Raw genomic sequence first — 21,395 nt, forward strand, 5'->3', positions numbered from 1 at the left:
GGCTTGTTCGTCTTATGCCGAGGTACGGCAATTCAACTGGAGCAGGTTCAACTCCCGCAAGGCCACCGAGAACTTGGCGAACTCGTGTGTGCTGGTGGTCTTGAAGTCGGCCAACATATGGGTCCAACGGGACAGGAGTTGCTCATGCTCCGAAATCCAGTCGGCCAGTATGGTACCGCATTCCCCCTGATCTTTGCACCCTTCAAACACCACGGCGGTCAATGCCCGCTGCTGCCAGTCGAGATCCTCGCGAAACGCCGCGCGGGCCATCGCCTGCCAGTGGTTGCCGACCGGCTGGTGGTTGATTTGGGCCAGGAACCAGTGCAGCTCGAGACGGGCACCGAGGCGATAGTAGACATCGGCCACCCGCAGTACATCAACCTGCTGCTCGGCCGCCACCTGGGCCAGATCCAGGCTGGAGAAGAGGCTGCTCATATGCGCCAGCTGGCGGGCGATAGGCTCGGGCACCCCCTCACCGACCAGACGGGCAACCCCCTCCTTGTGCTCTTCCACCTCACTCTCCTCCATCACCTCATAGAGGTGCTCGGAGAGGCTCAGGAAGGCAGGACGGAAGAAGGCGACCGTCTCTTCGATGCTCCAGTTGCGGTTGCGGGTGCGCAGGAACCAACGGGTCGCCCGGCGCAGGATGCGACGACTGTAGAACATCATCTCGAGCTGAGTCTCGGCACTGACCCGGTTATCGAGCCCCTCGATGCCACGCCACAGGGCATCGAAGCCAAACACCTCGCGGGCCATGGCAAAGCAGATGGCCACCTCGGCCACGCTGGCGCCAGTCTCATCGCGCAGACGGTAGGCGAAGTTGAGACCCATATCGTTGACCAGCATGTTGGCGACCCGGGTTGCGATGATCTCGCGGCGCAGGGGATGCTGCTGCATCGCCTCGCCGAAGCGCTGTTGCAGCTGGGTCGGGAAGCTCTTGACCAGCATACGGGCGAGGAAAGGATCCTCGGTCACCTCGGGTGTATTGAGCTGCTCTTTGAGCACCATCTTGCCGTAGGCAACCAGCACTGACAGCTCTGGGCGAGTCAACCCCTGGCCTGCGGCCATGCGTTCGGAGAGCTCCTCGTCGCTCGGCAGATGCTCGAGGGCGCGATCCAGCTTGCCCTCACGCTCCAGAGCCTGAATGAAGCGCTGCTGCTCCTTGATCTGTTCATCGCCACGATAGCGGGTCACCGAGATGGACTGGGACTGACGATAGGCGTTGGTCAGCACTATCTGGGCCACCTCGTCGGTCATCTCGTAGAGCATCTGATTGCGCTGCTTGACGGTCAGATCCCCGGCATCGACCAACTGGTTGAGCAGGATCTTGATGTTCACCTCGTTGTCGGAGCAGTCCACCCCCCCCACGTTATCGGTGAAGTCGGTGTTGAGACGGCCGCCGTTCATGGCGTACTCGATGCGCCCCTGCTGGGTGAAGCCGAGGTTCCCCCCCTCGCCCACGATGCGCGCCTTGAGCTCGCCACCGTTGACTCGCAGGGCATCGTTGCTGCGATCCCCTACCTCGGCGTGGCTCTCCTTGCGGCTCTTCACATAGGTGCCGATGCCACCGTTCCAGAGCAGATCCACATCGAGACACAGCAGCGCCTTGATGAGCTCGTTGGGGGTCATGGTGTCGCGCTCGGTGTGGAGCAGCCCCTTCATCTCATCTGACAGCTTGATGGACTTGGCCGAGCGCAGGAAGATGCCGCCGCCCTGGGAGATGAGCGACTTGTCGTAGTCGTCCCAGGTGGAGGTGGGCAGATCGAACAGACGCTGACGCTCGGCAAAACTCCTGGCCGCATCCGGGGTGGGATCGACAAAGATGTGCATGTGGTTAAACGCCCCCACCAGACGGGTGTGCTCGGAGAGCAGCATGCCGTTGCCGAAGACATCCCCCGCCATGTCGCCAATCCCGACGCAAGTGAAATCGGAGCTCTGGCAGTCGACCCCCATCTCGCGGAAGTGGCGCTTGACCGATTCCCAGGCGCCGCGGGCCGTGATCCCCATCTTCTTGTGGTCGTAACCGACCGAGCCGCCGGAGGCGAACGCATCACCCAACCAGTGGCCATACTCGAGGCTGATCTCGTTGGCGATGTCGGAGAAGGTGGCGGTGCCCTTGTCGGCGGCGACCACCAGGTAGTAGTCATCCTCGTCGTGGCGCACCACGTCTCTGGGCGGGATCACCTCCCCCTTGATGATGTTGTCGGTCACATCCAGGAGGCCTCGGATGAAGAGGCGATAGCAGGCCTTGCCCTCCTCCTGAATGGCGGCGCGGTTGGCCCCGACCGGCATCTGCTTGCAGTAGAAGCCGCCCTTGGCCCCGACCGGCACAATCACGGTGTTCTTCACCTGCTGCGCCTTGACCAGACCCAGTACCTCGGTACGGAAGTCCTCCTTGCGATCGGACCAGCGCAGGCCACCCCGGGCCACCTTGCCCCAGCGCAGGTGAACCCCCTCGACCCGGGGCGAATAAACGAAGATCTCGAACTTGGGCAGCGGCAGCGGCATGTCGGTGATAGAGGCCGGAGCCAGTTTGAAGGAGATATAGGGCTTGTCGAGACCGGCCTTATCCTTCTGGTAGAAGTTGGTGCGAAGAGTCGCCTCGATCATCTCCATAAAGCGGCGGATGATGCGATCATCATCAAGGTTGGCCACCTGATCCAGACGGTGGATGAGATCCCCGTGCAGCTTCTCGAGGGCGTGCTCGTTGCGTTCGATGGCCGGGTTCATCCGCTGCTCGAACAAGTCGAACAGACGGCGGGCAATCTCGGGATAACGGTTGAGGGTCTCCTCGATATAGGCCTGGCTGAAGGTGACACCGGTCTGGCGCATGTACTTGGCATAGGCACGCAGCACCGACACCTGGCGACCACAGAGCCCACCCCCGAGTACCAGACGGTTGAAACCGTCATCCTCGAGGCGCTTCTCCCATACGGCGGCAAAGGCCTCCTGGAAGCGGGTCTGGCACTCCTCCAGATCGAGCGCCTTGCCGGTGAAGGTCATGGCGAAATCGAGCACCCAGAACACCTCACCGGCACCGTTACGCACCTGATAGGGCGTTTCACCGATCACCCGCAGCCCCATGTTCTCGAGCATGGGGAGCACGTCAGAGAGGTGGATAGGCTCATTGCGGTGGAACAGCTTGAGACGGACCTTCTGGGCGTCGCTCTCCTCCTGGGGACGGTAGAAGAGCATGCCGAGGGGAGTCTCCTCGGAGAGAGACTCGAGCTGAATGATGTCGGCCACGGCAGAGCCGGGCAGCACGTCCTCTTTGTAGGCACGGGGGAAGGCAGCACTGAAACGGCGACGCAACAGGTTGCCACGAGTCTCACCAAAGTGGGAAAGCAGTACGGTATCGAGACGATCGTCCCAGCTGCGGGCAGCCTCGATGAGGTTGGTCTGGATCTCGTTCACATCCACATCCACGTTATTGTTATTGACGCGCACTATGTAGTGGGTGCGGGCCAGCACCCCTTCGGTGAAGTAGACGTTGAACTCCACCTCCTCCTCGCTGCCGAAGTACTGCTGCAACACCTGCTGGGTCTTGACCCGCAGGGCAGTGTTGTAGCGCTCCTTGGTCACATAGACCATGCAGGAGAAGAAGCGGCCGTAGACATCACGGCGCACAAACAGGCGCAGCATGTCGCGCTCTTGCATCTCGAGCACCCCGAGCCCGGTGTCGAGCAGCTCCTCATCGCTGGCCTGGATCAGCTCATCACGCGGGTAGGTCTCGAGGACGTTGAGCAGCGCCTTGTAGGCATGAGAGCCCTTCTCGAAGCCGGAAGCCCCCATGATGCGCTCCACCTTGTGGCTGATGAGCGGGATCTGGGTGGCACTGGTGTTGTAGATAGAAGAGGCATAGAGGCCGATGAAGCGATCTTCACCCACCACCTTGCCATGCTCGTCGAAGCGCTTGATGCCGATGTAATCGATATAGGCGGGGCGATGAACCCGGGACTTGCTGTTGGACTTGGTCAGGATCAGCAACTCCTGGCTCAGGGCCGCATGGCGGGCACTGGCCGGCATGGTGCCAAGGCGCATGCCCCCTTCCTTGATGGAGTTCTTCATCAGACCCAGACTGGAGCCGGCCACCGGGGTGATCTCGTGATCCCCTTCAACCCCCTTGACGTCGTAGCGGCGATAGCCCATCAGGGTGAAGTTGTGGGCTGCAACCCACTTGAGGAAGGTCACCGCCGTCTCGCGCTGTGCCTTGGTGTGGGGCGAGGGACGCTTGGGCAACTCATCGATGATGGCCTGCAGACGCTCCTGCATGGGGAGCCAGTCGCTAACGGCCAGTGCCACCTCTCCCGCAACAGAGTGGAGCTCGGCACTGAGCGCCTCCATCTGGGCTTCGTCGGTCAGGTGATCGATCTCGACCAGAAAGGCCGTCTCGACCGAGGTCTGGCCATCGATGTTGTCGATCCCAAGAATATCGGTGATCTCGCCATCCTTGCCACGCACCAGGTGCAGCGGCTGGTGGAGCATCATGTGTGCGGTGATCCCGAGGCGCTTGAGGGCCATGCGGAAAGAGTCGACCAGGAAGGGGCTGTCCTGCACGATCAGCTCGACGATGGTGTGGGGAGATTGCCAGCCATGGCGCGTCAGTTCGGGGTTATAGACCCGAATATGGGGAGTCGTCTCCTTGCGCCGGTTAAGGGCGTTCCAGAGACTGATAGCGGCGCCATAGAGATCGCTGTCGTTGCGATCGACCAGATCGTCGCTGCCCATGTTGCCATAGAACTTGGCGACGAAGCGCTCCACCAGAGAGGCACTCTTGTTGGGCAGTTTCTGATTAACGAGTTGGATGACGTTTTCGAGCAGGACGGAAACGGGTGCGTCTTTCAAAGCCATTTGTTGTTTTCCTTAGCGGACTTCACACCGCAAACGGCAACAAGGTGCCGCGCTGGGTACAAGGGTCAGCGCGAGTGTAATCCCAAGCATGTAACAAGGCGAGCCAAGGTGATAACAGTTTGTTAAAACTTAGGGCAAGATCACGGCGCCGTTTGTCAGATATGCTGCCAAGGGCGTTAACTGACAGGAAAAGCAACTGGCCCGACCGCCCTTTGACCGCAGGGGTGTCGGCAGGAGTGGGTAAAATGTGAGCAGATTGTTACGACAACCGCTCCAGACTGAGAAAGCGATGATCATCCTGGGTTTTAAGCAGAAAACGGCCATAGACGCCGCTCTGATTGACGAAGGGTCTGAGTTTGTCGGCAGAGAGCTCAAGCACCAGCCCCTGCTCGCTGCGCACCACCAGTTTGCGCACCTCCCCCCGATAGAGGCGCAGGATCTCATCGGCAGGCAGGCTGAGGCGAAACGTGTACTGTTTCATGACAGCTCCTAAGAAAGCGGGCGACTGGCGCCCGCCTGGATTTCCTTACATCTTGAGCGCTTTATCGATCTTCTCGAAGAGATCCGCCGCCAGGTTGGGCAGGGCGGCGAGTCGCTCCAGCTCGGCACGCACCAGGGCCTTGCGCCCAGCATCGAGCCGCTTGAACTGGATAAGCGGTGTGATCATGCGCGATGCGGTCTGCGGGTTGACCTCGTTGAGCACCACCAACTGATCCGCCAGGAAGCGGTAACCACTGCCATCTTTGGCATGGAACTGCACCGGGTTGCCAGCCGCGAAGCTGCCGATCAACGCTCGCACCCGGTTCGGGTTACGAATGCTGAACGTCGGGTGCGCCATGGCGCTGCGGATCTCGGCCAACGCATCACTCGCAGGCTTGCTACCCACCAGACGCAGCCAGTTATCGAGCACCAGACCATCGTGAGCCCACTTGGCTTCAAACTCGGCCATCAAACGCGCCCGACAAGGCAGCAGGAAACCGTTGGCCACCTGCAACGCCGCCAGCAGATCCGTCATGTTATCGCTCTGATCAGCCTGGGCTGCCACCAGATCATCGGCTCTGTCCCCATCCCGGGCTACCCGGTAACCGAGCAGCACATTACGCAGGGTACGGCGCGCGGCAGCCTCGTGGCTGTTCTCGTATCCTTCGGCTTTGAGGGCGTCGTGCTGCTCATCGAGTCGGGAGCCAAAGGCCACGGCCAGGGCATGCCGAAGCCCATGACGAACCTGATGGATGGCATCGACATCGGCGGTCTCGAACTGCTCAAACAGTGTCCCTTCACCCGGCAGGGTCAACAACTCGGCCTTGAAGGCAGGCTCGAGGGTATCGTCGCCCAGCACGGCCGTGAACGCCTCCAGCAAGGCCGGTGAGAAGACGATATCCTCCCCTTGCGCCAAACGGGTCACATTGCTGATCACGGCCTGATTGACCAGGGTCTGGGCCGCATCCCAACGGGCAAATTCATTGCGGGCATGAGCGATGAGGAAGGTCAGGGCCTCCTCCGAATAGGGATAATCGAGCCGCACCGGCGCCGAGAAGTCACACAACAAGGAGATGATCGGGCGCTCTGACAGGCCGTCGAAGAGGAAGGTCTGTTCGCACTCCAGAACATCCAGCACCGGGTGCAGCTGCTGACCGGCCCGCTGCAGTGGCAAGCGGCCACCATCCCGGCCATACAGCTCGATGGCCAGCGGAATGTGCAAAGGGAGCTTCTCGGCCTGATCCAGCGTGGCCGAGGTATACTGGGTGACATGAAGGCGATACTCACCGCTGGCGGCATCGAACTCGTCACGAACGGTCAACTCGGGCGTCCCCGATTGACTGTACCAGCGGCGGAAGCGGCCGAGATCGACCCCCGACGCCTCTTCCATGGCACAGACGAAGTCTTCGCAGGTGGCCGCCGTGCCATCATGGCGCTCGAAATAGAGGCGCATGCCCGCCTGGAACTTCTCCTCACCGAGCAGGGTGTGCATCATGCGGATCACTTCCGAGCCCTTCTCATAGACGGTCAGGGTGTAGAAGTTGTTCATCTCGATCACCACATCGGGGCGGATCGGGTGGGCCATGGGGCCTGCATCCTCGGCAAACTGGGGGCCACGGATGGTGCGCACGTTATTGATTCGGTTGACCGGTCGGGAGCCGACATCGGAGGAGAACTCCTGATCGCGGAACACGGTCAAGCCCTCCTTGAGGCTGAGCTGGAACCAGTCGCGGCAAGTGACCCGGTTACCGGTCCAGTTGTGGAAGTACTCGTGAGCGATGACCCGCTCGATACCGTGATAGTCGAGATCGGTGGCGGTGGCCGGGTTGGCCAGCACAAACTTGGAGTTGAAGATGTTCAGCCCCTTGTTTTCCATCGCCCCCATGTTGAAGAAGTCGACGGCCACGATCATATAGATATCGAGATCGTATTCGAGACCAAAACGCTCCTCATCCCACTTCATCGCCTTCTTCAGGCTCTCCATGGCGAAATCGGCACGCTCAAGATTGCCCTTGTCGACGAAGATCTCGAGGGCAACCTGACGGCCGGAGCGCGTGACATAGTGATCGCGCAGCACATCGAAGTCACCGGCGACCAGGGCGAACAGGTAGCTGGGCTTGGGGAAGGGATCTTGCCACTGAACGAAGTGACGCCCTCCGTCGAGGTCACCGCTGGCCACCTTGTTACCGTTGGAGAGCAGATACGGATACTTGCCCTTGTCGGCCGTGATGCGTGTGCTGTAGCGTGCCAGTATGTCGGGACGATCGAGATAATAGGTAATGCGCCGAAACCCTTCGGCCTCACACTGGGTGCAGAAGGCATCACCGGATTTGTACAGCCCTTCCAGCGCCGTGTTGGCGGCGGGATCGATTTCGGTCTCTATGGTCAGTACAAATTCGGCCGGCAGGTTCGCAAGCTCGAGCCCGCCCGGCAGCAATCGGTAATCCCCAAAGGGACGCCCGTCGACGGCGACGGTGATGAGCTCCATTTCGTCCCCGTCGAGCCGTAACGGCTCGTTGTGCTCGCCATTACGACGAACACGGGAGATAGCAGTCACCCGGGTCTGCTCCTCCCCCAGCTGAACATCGAGATCGATGGTGTCGATCAGATAGTGGGGAGCCTGATAATCCAGGCGATACTTGGCCGCAACGGCCTCAGTCGTGTGTGTCATTATTGTTTGCTTCCACGCTTATGTTGACCGTCAAAGGCTGTCACAGCCACCCGGCCCGGTCAACGGTTTCATCCTCCCCCCGAGCGCTATTGCCCCTGCTTTGCGCACGTTTTTCATCTGGGTTGCAGACGGTTGGATGTTGTTAACTCACACGCTTGTGTGATGGCATATCTATTTTATAGGTAAATAGACTGGGCGAGAGCGCCTTGCGAGTAGCCCCGGCACCTACTGAGCCCCCTCTCTTGCAAAGTGATAGATCCATCCATCATTCATCTGCGCCTGCGGTTCAACCAGCTCGGGTAGCGCTTCACAGCCCCCTTTACTGGCCTGCTGCAATGCCATCAGGGCGCACAGTGCCGCATCGTAAGGGTCTGTCCCAGGTACCAGATGTGACGGCAGATGAGGACGTAACTCTGGCCAGGCCTCACTGCCTCTGCCTGCGACCTTGGCAAGCGCCGGATACACCTCAATGGCCGAGTGCCCCTCCCCTTGCACCATAGCAGGCAAGATCGCCATGGCCAGGGTGGCGTTGTTACCCAGTCTGTCGAAGCTCGCCGAGAGGGGTTTCTTCCGGTATTGGCGATAGAGCCAACGGTCACAATCGCGATAGGCATAGGGGTTGTCTATCTCACGCTCCGGGATGTGACGAGGCCCCTGCCCTTCTCGCAGCAAGTCGACGAAGGCGGCTGGAAACGTGAGCGGAGCGTCAATCCCCAGGGTGACACACGGGTGAGCCAGTACCCGCTCGAGCAGCGGTGACTCGGGCAAGGCGGGAGCAAGCAGGGTACGCAAGTTGGGCTCACAGCGAGAGCTCAGACGAAAGAGCGGTGAGATACCAAGCCAGTCTAAGGGGCGACCCGGCGACCAGCCAACGACGGCAACCGCCTGAGCCTTGCCTTGCCACCCCCGTACATCCCAGCCAATACCGATGGCCTGCCATTGCTCATGTTGTTGCATCACACCTCCTCAAAGAGGCAGGAGAGTAGCGAAGAGCGCTCCCCTTTAGAAGGTATTCTTGCCATAACCCGGTACTCTCCCATTTGAAAGTACCCACCGCTGGGCCTAAAATGTCGCGCTTTGCACCCATTCGGACACAATCATGGAAACATTCAACCTGGAAGGCCACCCCCACGTCGAGCTGTGCGATCTGCTCAAGCATCTGGGATGGGCCGATAGCGGTGGACAGGCCAAACAGCTTATCGCCGAAGGCCTGGTCGAGGTCGATGGTCAGGTCGATACCCGCAAACGCGGCAAGATCCGCGCCGAGCAGGTGGTCAACTTCAACGGAATGAAGGCCGTTATCAAGCCGTGATCAGGCAGCCTTGAGCGATAACACCAGCTCAAAGCGAGCCATCGGCTCATCACCATCCCGCTCCGGACAGGTGGCCACCACCTCGATGGGGCGGTTGATCCGCTGCCCCGTGGCAATAGATTCCTCGATCATGGCGTCGATCTGCTCGCCGGCCGCACTGTAGAAGCGCACATCCGCCTCCGGGCGACGAATAAACTCTCCCGCCACACTCTTGAAGGCAAAGTGCACCTTGCGCTTGCGCTGACGACCCTTCTCCATGACCAGCAGGCCTCCGGCCAGATCGGCTCCGGTGGCAAGGGCACCAAAATACATGCTGCCCAGGTGGTTGCGGGTACGCCAACCGAGCGGGATCCGGATGGCCAGCTCCCTGGCATTAATGGTTTCGATGATCGGGGCGCAAAAACCGATGAGGGGAATGTAGCGCCACACGAAGAGGCGCAAGGCCAGATTGGTCTTGAAACGTTGCAGATCCATGGCAACTGATCCGATGAGTTGATGTTACGGAGATGTTGCCTGCATCGAATGGGGAATGCAAGCCGCCACTCGGGCGGCCTGCCACCTCAGGCTCGGCGCCCCTCCAGTTCGCGCCAGGCCCCCTGACTTTGCATATCGAACAGATGCGCATAATGGCCCCCTTTAGCCATCAGGGCATCATGGGTCCCCCTCTCCTGCACCTGGCCGCGCGAGAGCAGCAGGATCTCGTCGGCATCAACGATGGTCGAGAGGCGGTGCGCAACGGCGATCGTGGTACGCCCGCGTCTGGCATTGACCAGCGCCATCGAGAGGGCGGCTTCGGTCTGGGAATCCACGCTGGCCGTGGCCTCATCAAGGATGAGGATGCGCGGGTTACAGGCCAAGGCCCTTGCAAACGAGAGCAGTTGCCGTTGTCCGGCCGAGAGGTTTTGTCCCCCCTCGTCGAGCTCGCTATCAAGTCCCTGAGGCAGCGAACGAACGAAGTGATCGAGTTGAACCTCAGCCAGCACCTGCCAGAGGCGTTGCTCGTCAATGCCCTCACGGCCCAGTCTGATGTTGTCGGCCAGGGTGCCCGCAAAGATAAAGGGATCTTGCTGAACAAGCCCCATCTGCCTCCTGACACCAGCCAGCCCCAGCTCCCCAAGCGGGCGACCGTCGAGTCGTATCTCTCCCCTGCCCGCAGGGTAATAGCCCATCAGCAGGCTGATGATGGTGCTCTTGCCGCTACCGGTGTGCCCCACCAGCGCGAGCATCTCTCCCGACGAGATCTCGAAATCGACCTCGCTCAACACCGGCTGTACTCCGTCATAGGAGAAACCCACCCCGTCGAATGCCACCCTGCCGGCCAGCAGGATGTCGGCTCCTGCACTGGGCTCACGCACCTCATCGAGCAGCTCGAAGACCCGTTCACCGGCCACCATGGATTGCTGTAACTGGCCCAGCTGATTGGTGATCTCGATGATGGGCTCGATCATCCGCCCCAAATAGCTGATAAAGGCGTAGAGCACCCCCACCTGCACGGCACCGCTCCCCTGCCCTTCCCAGGCAAAGAGGCTCAGCAATCCCACCAGCACCAGCATATAGAGCAGGTCGATGAGGGGGCGTAACAAGAGACCATTGATCTTCAAACCACGCAGCCGAGCCTCACGATGCTCCCCATTGACTTTGGCAAACTCTTCGGCAAAACGGCGCTCCTGCACCAGTGTCTGGATCACCGTCATTCCCTGCAGCGATTCGTTGAGCCGACTGTTGATATCAGAGAGGAGACTACGAGTTGCCCGCACAACAGGTACACTCCAGCGCTGATAGAGCCACATGATGGCCCCCACCGAAGGCACCAGAGCCGCACACACCAGCATCAGGCGCAGATCGAGCAAGGCCATGGAGCAGAGGATGGCAAACAGCAACACCAGCTTTTGTACGAATTGGCCGATCACCTGCACATAAAGGTTCATGATCGCCTCGGTATCGTTGGTGATACGCGAAATGAGTGCCCCAGAGCGGTGCTTGTCAAAATAGCTGGCCGGCAGACGGATCGCCGTGGCGAAGACCTGCTCTCGCAAGCGCTGAACCACCGCCTGGGCGATATGATTGAACTGCAGGGACTGACGATAGAAACCCAGTGCCGAGAGCAGTTGCAGCGTCAGATAAGCCAACGCCAGGGTAGCGACGGCCGACCCTACCATCTGACGCGGCGCCAGATAATCATCGATAAAGAGCTTAATGAGCAGCGGCCCTGCCACTTCGGCCGCCGTGGCCAACATCAGCCATCCCAAGCCACGAATGAGCCAGCCTCTGTGCTCGAGGGCATAGGCGAGCAGGCGTTTAACGGTTGAATTCATGCCTCTTCCTCTTCGAGCCTCTGATAACGGACCATGTCGGCATACCAACCCCCCTGACTCATCAAGGCCGGGTGAGTGCCGCGCTGGGTTACCACCCCCTCATCGAGCACCAGGATCTCATCGGCCTGCTCGACCGCGGTCATGCGGTGAGAGGCGATAAGCAGGGTCCGCTTCTGCCGATGGAGCGCATGCAGAATATGTTGCTCCGTATGGGCATCGACTGCCGAGAGGGCGTCATCGAGCAACAGGATGGGTGCCTCCATCAGCAGGGCTCTGGCAATGGCGATCCGCTGCTTCTGTCCTCCCGAGAGCGTGATCCCTTTCTCACCCACTTCGGTCTCATAACCCCTTGGAAAACGGACTATCTCATCGTGGATGCAGGCGATACGTGCCACCGTCTCCACCTCTGCCGCCGAGGCATCGGGACGCCCCAGAGCGATGTTACCCCGTATGGTGGTCGAGAAGAGGAAAGGCTCCTGGGGTACATAGGCCAGCTGATGACGCAGCTCCCCCAGCGAAAGCTCAGGGAGCGGGGTGCCATTCATGGTAATGCGCCCCGTATCGGGATCGGCCAGGCGCAGCAGCAACCGGATAAGCGAGCTCTTGCCGGCACCGGTACGACCCACCACCCCAATCATGGAGCCCTCAGCCAGGGAGAAGTGGATATCCCGAAGCAAGGTACGCCCCTCACGACTCCAACCGACCCGCTCCAGAGTCAGTGGCCAGGGCTGCCGGCATGGCTGGGCAAGGGCCGGCTCGGCGATGGCTCCGCTCTCGGCCAGCAGGGTCTCGATACGGCTATAGGCCGCACTCCCGCGCTCGATAATGTTAAAAAGCCAGGCGATGGCGAACATGGGCCAGATGAGTTGGCCCAGATACATGGTAAAGCTGGTCAACTCCCCCAAAGTGAGATGCTCTTGCACCACCAGATACCCGCCGCCGGCCACGGCCAGAAAATAGGAGGCGCCGATACAGAGATAGATAACAGGATCAAACTTGGCATCGATACGGGCAACCGCCATGTTGCGCTGTCCGGCCTGACGGGTCAGTTCGGCAAAGGTGCGATCCTCCAACGCCTCGACCGCGTAGGATTTAAGTACGCGCACCCCGGATAGCGCCTCCTGAGTCTTGTTGTTGAGGCGCGAGAAGGCGGCCTGTGCCTCTTTGAACTCCCGGTAAATCTGTTTGCCAAAGCGATTCATGCATAACGCCATGACAGGCAGGGGGAGCAGAGAGAGCAGGGTCAGCTGCCAGGAGTACTGGGTTGCCATGATCCCCAGCACCAGAGCGCCGACGATAAAAGAGTCCACCAGCGTCAGCACCCCTTCACCGGCCGTCATCTCCACCGCCTGAATGTCGTTGGTGGCATGCGCCATCAGGGAGCCGGTGCGGTGGCGTTGATAAAAGTCCGGGCTCATGGCCAGGAAATGGGTAAAGAGCCGGTTGCGAAGCACATAAGCCAACCGGTATGAGGCGCCAAACAGGGTGACACGCCAAACATAGCGCAAGCCGTAGATGCAAAGCCCCAGCAGTAACAAGAGACCCAGATAACCCCAGAGATCCACCAGCAGGGCTCCCCCCGTGGTCACGCGATCCACGACTATGCCGACGATCCGGGGTGGAATGGCCGTAAGCAGGGCCACCAGCATCAACAGCGTGATAGCGAGCAGATAACGACGCCACTGCTCACGAAAAAACCAGCGCAAACGCAGAAAAATGGTCACAACCACCTCTTGGACGGATCAGAGTGACCCTATTGTAAGGCGTCATGAATAAAAATCAGTTTCATTCTTTGCCAAGGCCGACAACCCAGGGGGATGAATCCTGGTGCTCATGGAGCTCGGTACTCTCATGGCTCAACAGATAGCGTTCAAGCGCCGCCAGGGTTTGTGCGAAGATCGAGTGCAGCTCCTCGAATCGAGGAGACGCCCCTGACTGCACCGAGTGGATGCACTCACTGCAGGCCCGCTGCAATCGTTTGGCCATCAGGTTGCCGGCCAGTCTCTTGAGGCTTCCCAGGAGGCTACACAGATGGGCCCTCTCCTCCTGTTGCAGGGCAAGCTCTATCTGATACATGGCATGCCGGTGCTCGCTGACAAACTGGCTGGCCATCACCATCAGGGCCTCTTCATCGCCACCGACTCGCGACAGCGCCATGGCGCAGTCAAAGAGTGGCAGTGATTGGGAGGGGATGACGGCCTGTCGGTCACGGGCCGTGACCAGCTCGATAATGGCCTTGTAAAGCTCCGTCTTGCCAACCGGCTTGGTCACATAGCCATTCATGCCGGCATCGAAGCAGTGCCCCCGATCCTCGGGCATGGCACTGGCCGTCAGGGCGATGATGGGCAGTGACTCGGACGAGCGATAGCGACGGATCCTGCGGGTCGCCTCCAGACCATCCATGACCGGCATTTGCAAGTCCATCAGCACCAGATCGAACTCTTCTTGCAATACCCATTGCACCGCCTCGGCCCCGTTATCGACCACCTCGGTGTGAGCCTCTACCCGTCTGAGATACTCAACGATGAGCTGCTGATTGACCCGGTTATCTTCTGCCAACAAGATCCTGATACCGGCGAGCTCCCCCACCCAGTCGGTTCGCTCATCGGGAGACGGGACCCTCTCCTGTTCGCGTTGGGTGAGCAGCGCGTTCATCTTGTCCAGCAGCAAGGGCTCGGTCACCGGCTTGCTCAGGAAATGTTGCAGCTCCAAGGACTCCATACGCTGATGCAGGCCATCGCGGGACCAGGCGCTGATCACCAACACCGGCAACGTGGCGAGCCTGGGCTGCCCACGCAATACGGGCACCAGATCCAGGCCATCCTCATCCCCCAGTCGCCAGTCGAGGATCACCATAGTCAGACGATCCCCGATCATTCTCACCGACTCTCGGGCGTCGGCCAGGGTCGTCGCCTCATGGACGACCGCCCCGGCGCGCTGCAGTACACTGCGCAGCAGATCCATCACCAAGGGATTGTCTTCCAACAGCAGGATTTCGCTCCCTCCAGGAAGGAGGCGCTCTGTATGAGCTCCTCCATAGATGGCGGGTGAGAAGGGAATATCGAAGAAGAATCGAGCCCCCTGACCGGGTTCACTCTCGACTCCTATGGTACCGCCCATCAACCCCACCAACCGCTGGGAAATATTCAATCCGAGCCCGGTGCCCCCGTATTTTCGGCTATAACCGGCATCGAGCTGAGAAAAAGGCTTAAAGAGGCGCGAGCGCTTGTCGGGATCGATGCCGATACCGGTATCACTGACCGAAAATGCCAGCCTTCCCTGCTCGTCGACGCGGATGGAGAGGGTAACCATCCCCTCTTCGGTAAACTTGATGGCATTGCCGACCAGGTTGATGAGCACCTGCCCCAACCGAAGTGCATCACCACGTAGCCGTTCTGGCACCGACGGCGCCTTGTCGATCATCACCTCGAGGGCCTTGCGTTCGCTCATGTCTGCAAACATGGCCGCCAGCGAGTCCAACAACTCGTCGATACTGAAATCGCACTCCTCCAGGGTCAGGTTGCCCGACTCAACCTTGCTCAGATCCAGGATGTCATTAATGAGCAGCAGCAGGTTATCCGATGCCACCTTGATCTTGCCCAGATAATCACGCTGGGTCAGAGTCAATTCGGTTTGCAGTGCCAGGGAGGTAAAGCCGATCACCGCATTCATCGGTGTTCTGATCTCATGGCTCATGTTGGCCAGAAAATCGCTACGGCTCTTGGCCAGCCCCTGAGCGTGATCCGCCATGGCGCGCAGATGCCTGTCCCGATGCCAGAGCATTCCTCCAATGGTGATGGCAGTGAGCAGCACCATCAATGCAGTGGTCCCATAGAGCGCCCCCTTGAGGCGATTGATCTCCGAACTCTGGTCCATCTTCCAGCCGAGCAGGGTAGAGAGCTCCTCCCCCGCCGCCAGACGATCGCGCATTCGATGCATCAGCCCGTCAACCTCCTGCCACTGCAGATAGAGGGGCAGCAGCTTGTCGGCACTGTCTCCCTGCAGCGTGGATAACAGGTGTGGATTCAAGGCGTCATCATATGCCCCCTCTCCCTGAGGGAGCCGACCTGTCAGCTGCTGGCGATAGACATCGCCAAGGCGTCTGGCACGCTCGTGTTGCAAGCCAAATGCCATCAGATCGTTCATGTATCGAGTCAGGATGTTGACGATGTCACCTCCCTGGCTCACCGCATCGTCGAAGGCGGCGTCGCGATAGAAGTGCACAAACGCCTCCACTTCCTGATGCAACGGGGCCAGCGATCGTTCGAGGTCTCGGGTATTCATGGATTGTCCCAGCACGGCGACAGTGCCAAGGCTGATATGATGGAAAAGCTCATCGGCGCGCTGGGTCAGTGCCACGGCTCGTTCAAGTTGCCTTATCTGATAGATGCCGCCCCCAACCAGTAACAAAATGGAGAGCACCAGACAGGCCCATAGCCAGTTGTAGCTTCGTTCTGTCATGTTTATCCCGTGTTATTCTCGTCACTTTAGAATTATTAAGGAGCCGGCATGTCCTCCATCATCACCTATTGTAGCCACTGCTATGTAAAGAACCGAATGAACCTCAGTCGCCCCCCTCAGGAAGCCCGTTGCGGACGATGCCATCAACCCCTCATCGATCTGGCCCCTGTCGTCGCCACCGCTGCCAATTTCGAGGCATTGATCGCCTCCGATATCCCTGTGGTTATCGACTTTTGGGCCAGCTGGTGTGGGCCTTGCCTGCAATTTGCCCCCACCTTTAACGCGGTCGCCACCGAGCTTGAGCCACGCTTTCGCTTTGCCAAGCTCGATACGGAAAAAGAGAGCAATCTCGCCGCCCGCTTCGCCATTCGCAGCATTCCAAGTCTGCTGGTTTTTCAGCGCGGCCAGGTGATTGCGCAGCGCAGCGGCGCCCTGCCGGCATCCTTGTTCAGGCAGTGGCTGGAGACACTCCCCCGGGCATCCTGACTCACCCAGCGTCCCCGTCAACACAGGGAGGCGAGTGGATACGCCGCCGATTATTGTGAGTCTTACCATGTTTTCAGCAGGGTTGACTGTTCGTTACCGGTTACCTGGATGTAACATCCCAATCACCAATACAACAACAATCCAATGGAAACTCATGAGCGATCAACATATTTCTTCGCATCAGCCGCAGACTGTCACCCCACGCTGGCTGGATATGAAATCCGGCATCCTGATTGCCGATCTGCTGCTGCTCTTTGCCATGCTGAGCTGGCTTCCGTTCGACCCCAATGTCAACAAGGGGCTGGCGATCCTCGTCTTTATCGCCATTCTCTGGCTCACCGAGGCGGTGCATATCACCATCACGGCCCTGGCCATCCCGGTGCTGGCGACCCTGCTCGGGGTTGCCGACATGGCCAAGTCTCTCACCAGCTTCGCCAACCCGGTTCTGTTTCTCTTCTTCGGTGGCTTTGCGCTGGCGGCCGCCCTCTCGAAACAGCAGCTCGATGCCCAGCTGGCCGCCAAGGTGATGCAACTGGCCAAGGGGCACCTCGGCTGGGCGACCGTGGTCCTCTTTTCAGTCACGGCCGCCCTCTCCATGTGGATCAGCAACACCGCTACCACCGCCATGATGATGCCGCTGGCGCTGGGCATGCTCAAAGGGCTGGATGTTCACAAAGAGCGTCGGACCCTGGTGTTTGTACTGCTGGGGGTGGCCTATAGCGCCAGCATCGGCGGGATCGGCACCCTGGTCGGCAGCCCCCCCAATGCCATCGCCGCCGCCCAGATGGGGATCGGCTTCACCGACTGGCTCAAGTTCGGGATCCCGGTCGTCGTCATCTTCCTGCCGGTTGGCATTGGTCTGCTCTATCTGGTTACCCGTCCTACCCTCTCTCACCAGGTCCGGAGCCAGAAGGTCAGCATCGTCTGGAATGGCGAACGCAAGACGACCCTGATCATCTTTTTGGCCACGGTCGCTCTCTGGATCGGCTCCCAGCCGCTCTCCAAGGCACTGGGGGGCATTGCCCAACTCGATACCCTGATCGCCATGGGCGCCATTCTGGCTATCGCCGTCAGCCGGGTCGCCAGTTGGGAAGACATCAACAAAAACACCGACTGGGGGGTGCTGATGCTCTTTGGCGGTGGCCTCACCTTGAGCGTGGTCCTCAAAGATACCGGGGCCAATGCCTTCCTGGCGCAGCATCTCTCCAGTGCGCTGGCAACGCTACCGCTGTTTCTGGTTCTACTCTGCCTCGCCGCCTTCGTCATCTTCCTGACCGAGCTGGTCTCCAATACCGCCACGGCGGCCCTGCTGGTTCCTCTCTTCGCCGGGGTTGCCGAGGCAATGGGCGTCTCCCCTGTGGTGGTCTCGGTTCTGATTGCCATCGGGGCCTCTTGCGCCTTTATGCTCCCGGTGGCCACGCCTCCCAATGCCATTGTCTTTGCCAGTGGCCACATCCGCCAACGGGAGATGATGCGTGCCGGATTGGCCCTTAACCTGATCTTCACCCTGATCATCACCCTGCTGGCCTACTTTGTGGGGGACATACTCCACTAAACGCCCCTGTAACGACGAAGGCCAGTCATACGACTGGCCTTCTCTTTTTATCGCACCAAGCGACCTTCAGATCCCGCGTACCGCCTGGATCAGGGGGCTCATGTCTGCAGGAAAGGAGCGGCTGCGGATCGCCTCTTGCACGGCCCGCTCATCGTAGCGGTCAGCAGGATAGAGCACGACGCAGCTCACATCACCCGGGGCCAGGAAGTTGTGCTCACCGAAGTCGGTGTAGCGGGTCGCCCCTATGCTGACAAGCAGCCGAGAAGGATAACCGGCCCCCTCCAGCAGCCCGAGCAGATACTCGGCCGGCCCCTCATCCTCCTGATGATTGAGCTTGTCACACATCCACTCCACCAGCCGACCATGGAAATAGCTGTAGTCGACCACGGCACTGTCCACCCCATAGGGGATCAACTCACCATCGCGCTGCAGATAACAGGCGATGCGATAACCGTCGAGCAGGCCACCAGGCTGCAACCCATCGATGGGCAACAGGGTGGCTGAAAGCCCCTTGCTGCAAGGCCCCCAATTTTTCTTCTCGCTGATCTTGCGTGCATTGGGTCTGCGAATAGAGCAGTCATTGTAGGCACCAAACCCGGTGGGTCGCAGTGCGCTCACCTTGCCATCCCGATATTCGACCTGACACAGCAGGGCGACCTCCGGCTCAATCTGCACCTTTTCATCCCCGGATATGGCGGCCTCTGGCAGTAACAGGGTATCGCTGCTGACCGGAAAGACGCCCAGTTGGCCATCGTGCCCCGGCACATAAAAAGGAAACATCGCCTTGGGCGCCAACTTGTCACGCACCATGACGGCCACAAAATCGGAGGCCTCGCCGGCCTGCTCAAGGTGCCCGGCAAAATTACCGGCCACACCCAGTCCCATCATCTGATGCCACTGCTTCTCTTGCATTACTCCACTCCGCTGCATACCAGCCACTACGGGTGGCCGGGGATCACTCGAAACGCGCTATTAGAGCACAGCTCTTTGGGTGGCGCCCACTACTGAGAGACCAAACTGTGGTCCCCCTCTCTTCAGGTGGAACAAAGGTTTACCCCTCGCCAAGGGGGCAGCACAAGGATAGAATGCGCCCCAGCCTCCGGCTGCATACACCTAATCCGGCTCACCCCTCTTTTTGGATCCAATTGATGACCAAACCTATGCAACTGCTCGATACCGCCATGACCCTCTTCCTCGAGCTGGCCTCCGATAACCTTCCCGCCGACGAGATCGCCCGTTTCAATGCCCTCTATAACGAGCAGGGATTGATGGCCGAAGTAGAGCTCGGCGATGACTGGGAAGCCGATGTAGGCTTTGCCGTCAACGACGAGGAGTATGCCGAGGTGTGGATCGGCCTGGTCAACGAGAGCGAGGAGTTCACCCATTTGTTTGCCCGTCTGCTGCTTTCTCGATCAGACGAAGAGAAGTTCTGTCATATCGAATGGCTGCCGTGATGCCGTGAGCGACGTTATTCCCCTCACCCTGCCGCGCCCCCGCTGGCATTGGAGCCGGTTGCCCCGGCTGCTTGTGATCACGCTGTTGTGGGGGGTAATGCTCTCCATTCTCTGCGTAGGGATGCTGCGCTTTATCGATCCCCCCTTCTGGAGCTGGCGCCTCTTGCGAGCCATCGACCCGCCGGCCCCCATCAAGCAGGTGCAACACAGCTGGATTCCCCTCGAAAAGATAGCCAGTTCACTGCAACTGGCGGTGATCGCCGCCGAAGATCAACACTTCCCCCGACACAGCGGTTTCGATCTGCAGGCCATCGAGGCCGCACTCAAACACAACGAGGCGGGACGTACAGTGCGTGGTGGCAGCACCCTCAGCCAGCAGACCGCGAAAAACCTCTTCATGTGGAGCGATCGCAGTTTCCTGCGCAAAGGGCTGGAGGCCTGGTTTACCCTGCTGATGGAGCTTGGTTGGGATAAGGCTCGCATCCTCGAGGTCTATCTCAACATCGTAGAGTTTGGGCCGGGTATCTACGGCGCCGAAGCCGCCGCACGCCACTATTTTCATAAACCGGCCAGTCGCCTGAGCGCCTATGAGGCCTCCCTGCTGGCGGCCGCCCTGCCCAACCCCTGGCGATATAAAGTCAATCCTCCCTCCCCTTATGTCGCAAAACGCTCTGCCTGGATCCGTCGCCAGATGCAGCAACTGGGCAATGTGACCCTGCAGCAGGTTCAGCAGGCCCCCTGAGTTCCCACCATTTCACATCCACAGGAGATGCGTCACAGACTCCAGACATGGATTTGAACGGAAACCACCAAGACCGTAACATGATACCCACACTCAGCTGTTGGACGTATCAAGGATGAAGATTAAGAGTCTTGTTTTTTCACTCATTGCCACCGGATTTCTCTCTCCGGCCCAGGCTGCGACGCCCTATGCGGGTGCACGCATAGGCTGGTCATACTTTCAGGCCGGTTGTGAGTCATGGGCCACCGGCTGCCAACGTGATGCCCTTGGCGGTGGCGTGTTTGGCGGTATGGAAATCAATCAATGGCTTGCGCTCGAGGGCGGCTACACCTGGCTTGGCAAGGCCAAGGGAGAATACAGGGCCGGTGACGTAGACGGAACCATGCAAAGCGCCGATCTCTCCGCCAAAGTAACCTATCCCGTGCTCGATCCTCTTGCCCTCTATGGCCGAGTCGGCGCGCTCCACTGGTGGGGCAAGGTCGATGGTGAGGGATATCATTACTCCGATCGCGGCTGGGATGCACTGTTTGCCACCGGAATCGAATATCGACTGAACGAACGCTGGCTGGCCCGCCTCGAATATCAGTTCATTGATGGCCTGGGCAACGACAGGCTCGGGCAGAGTGACCATCACCTCACCAGCCTGGGCGTCGTCTATCGCTTCGCAGCCAGCACCCCATCTGCCCCCACCCAGACGACGCTGCCTCCCGTCCCGACCCGGCTCGTATTGGCCCCTCTCTCGGCTGAAACGTTGTTTGCCTTCGACAGCGCCACCCTGCGCGATACCGCAGTACTGACACCGCTGCTCAATCGCCTGCTCGAGGCGCCACAAAGCCGGTTACTCATTACCGGCCACACGGATGATCGTGGCTCGCAATCCTATAACCAAGGGTTGAGTGAACGACGAGCCCAGGCCGTTGCCGATTGGTTGGCAAGTCAGGGCATAGCACCCCAGCGCCTTAGCCCCCGCGGGGACGGGGCTCGCGCCCCTATTGCCGACAACAGCACAGAGGAAGGTCGCGCTCAGAATCGTCGGGTCGAACTGCAGTGGCAACCCTGAGGAGATGG

At 59.8% G+C, this 21,395-nt stretch carries 15 protein-coding genes; 6 read left to right on the forward strand and 9 right to left on the reverse strand.

Annotated elements, in window-relative coordinates; all coding sequences use genetic code 11:
* Positions 1–12: 12 nt before the first annotated feature.
* The 4 genes from AB5Y48_RS01125 to AB5Y48_RS01140 all read right to left on the reverse strand — a co-directional run bounded on the left by AB5Y48_RS01125 (position 13) and on the right by AB5Y48_RS01140 (position 8,959).
* Positions 13–4,851, reverse strand: coding sequence for an NAD-glutamate dehydrogenase (locus AB5Y48_RS01125; protein WP_368163505.1), 4,839 nt, complete (start codon positions 4,849–4,851; stop codon positions 13–15).
* Positions 4,852–5,110: 259 nt separating this feature from the next.
* Positions 5,111–5,332, reverse strand: coding sequence for a DUF2835 domain-containing protein (locus AB5Y48_RS01130; RefSeq protein WP_050664900.1), 222 nt, complete (start codon positions 5,330–5,332; stop codon positions 5,111–5,113).
* A 45-nt stretch (positions 5,333–5,377) separates the two neighbouring features.
* A complete protein-coding gene (pepN, locus tag AB5Y48_RS01135; RefSeq protein WP_368163507.1) occupies positions 5,378–8,002 on the reverse strand; it encodes an aminopeptidase N in 2,625 nt (874 codons plus the stop codon).
* Positions 8,003–8,227: 225 nt separating this feature from the next.
* On the reverse strand, positions 8,228–8,959 hold the full coding sequence (locus AB5Y48_RS01140) for a DUF429 domain-containing protein (protein ID WP_368163508.1): 732 nt from the start codon (positions 8,957–8,959) through the stop codon (positions 8,228–8,230).
* Positions 8,960–9,101: 142 nt separating this feature from the next.
* Here AB5Y48_RS01140 and ybcJ point away from each other — a divergent pair, with 142 nt between their 5' ends.
* Positions 9,102–9,314, forward strand: a complete 213-nt coding sequence (gene ybcJ, locus AB5Y48_RS01145; RefSeq protein ID WP_050664903.1) for a ribosome-associated protein YbcJ — start codon at positions 9,102–9,104, stop codon at positions 9,312–9,314.
* Here the strand turns inward: ybcJ and AB5Y48_RS01150 are convergent, their stop codons facing one another.
* The 4 genes from AB5Y48_RS01150 to AB5Y48_RS01165 all read right to left on the reverse strand — a co-directional run bounded on the left by AB5Y48_RS01150 (position 9,315) and on the right by AB5Y48_RS01165 (position 16,090).
* The gene (locus AB5Y48_RS01150; RefSeq protein ID WP_050664904.1) at positions 9,315–9,788 is read right to left on the reverse strand and encodes a DUF4442 domain-containing protein; all 474 of its coding nucleotides are present in this window, start codon (positions 9,786–9,788) and stop codon (positions 9,315–9,317) included.
* An 86-nt stretch (positions 9,789–9,874) separates the two neighbouring features.
* Complete coding sequence (locus tag AB5Y48_RS01155) at positions 9,875–11,629, reverse strand: ABC transporter transmembrane domain-containing protein (RefSeq protein WP_368163509.1); 1,755 nt, start codon at positions 11,627–11,629, stop codon at positions 9,875–9,877.
* Entirely contained in the window at positions 11,626–13,353 is a 1,728-nt protein-coding gene (locus tag AB5Y48_RS01160) for an ABC transporter transmembrane domain-containing protein (RefSeq protein WP_368163510.1), read from the reverse strand. The genes AB5Y48_RS01155 and AB5Y48_RS01160 overlap by 4 nt, the downstream gene beginning before the upstream one ends.
* Positions 13,354–13,414: 61 nt before the next feature.
* Positions 13,415–16,090 carry a response regulator gene (locus AB5Y48_RS01165; RefSeq protein ID WP_368163511.1) on the reverse strand — a complete coding sequence of 892 codons (2,676 nt, stop codon included), beginning with the start codon at positions 16,088–16,090 and terminating at the stop codon, positions 13,415–13,417.
* Between the two features lie 48 nt (positions 16,091–16,138).
* On the opposite strand from AB5Y48_RS01165, the gene trxC reads away from it, so the two are divergent.
* Positions 16,139–16,576 (forward strand): thioredoxin TrxC, encoded by a 438-nt coding sequence (trxC, locus tag AB5Y48_RS01170; RefSeq protein WP_060586202.1) that lies wholly within the window; start codon positions 16,139–16,141, stop codon positions 16,574–16,576.
* Positions 16,577–16,730: 154 nt separating this feature from the next.
* Positions 16,731–18,131 (forward strand): DASS family sodium-coupled anion symporter, encoded by a 1,401-nt coding sequence (locus AB5Y48_RS01175; RefSeq protein ID WP_368163512.1) that lies wholly within the window; start codon positions 16,731–16,733, stop codon positions 18,129–18,131.
* Between the two features lie 66 nt (positions 18,132–18,197).
* Here AB5Y48_RS01175 and AB5Y48_RS01180 read toward each other — a convergent pair whose 3' ends face one another.
* Positions 18,198–19,043, reverse strand: coding sequence for a DUF5718 family protein (locus tag AB5Y48_RS01180; RefSeq protein WP_050664910.1), 846 nt, complete (start codon positions 19,041–19,043; stop codon positions 18,198–18,200).
* A gap of 236 nt (positions 19,044–19,279) precedes the next feature.
* On the opposite strand from AB5Y48_RS01180, the gene AB5Y48_RS01185 reads away from it, so the two are divergent.
* The 3 genes from AB5Y48_RS01185 (at position 19,280) to AB5Y48_RS01195 (ending at position 21,387) form a co-directional block, all read left to right on the forward strand.
* On the forward strand, positions 19,280–19,585 hold the full coding sequence (locus tag AB5Y48_RS01185; protein ID WP_060586205.1) for an HI1450 family dsDNA-mimic protein: 306 nt from the start codon (positions 19,280–19,282) through the stop codon (positions 19,583–19,585).
* Between the two features lie 97 nt (positions 19,586–19,682).
* The gene (gene mtgA, locus AB5Y48_RS01190) at positions 19,683–20,327 is read left to right on the forward strand and encodes a monofunctional biosynthetic peptidoglycan transglycosylase (protein ID WP_368163560.1); all 645 of its coding nucleotides are present in this window, start codon (positions 19,683–19,685) and stop codon (positions 20,325–20,327) included.
* 115 nt (positions 20,328–20,442) lie between these two features.
* Positions 20,443–21,387, forward strand: coding sequence for an outer membrane beta-barrel protein (locus tag AB5Y48_RS01195; RefSeq protein WP_368163514.1), 945 nt, complete (start codon positions 20,443–20,445; stop codon positions 21,385–21,387).
* Positions 21,388–21,395: the final 8 nt, after the last annotated feature.

Source organism: Aeromonas sp. R6-2, from assembly GCF_040908155.1.
In the GTDB taxonomy this organism is placed as follows: domain Bacteria; phylum Pseudomonadota; class Gammaproteobacteria; order Enterobacterales; family Aeromonadaceae; genus Aeromonas; species Aeromonas schubertii.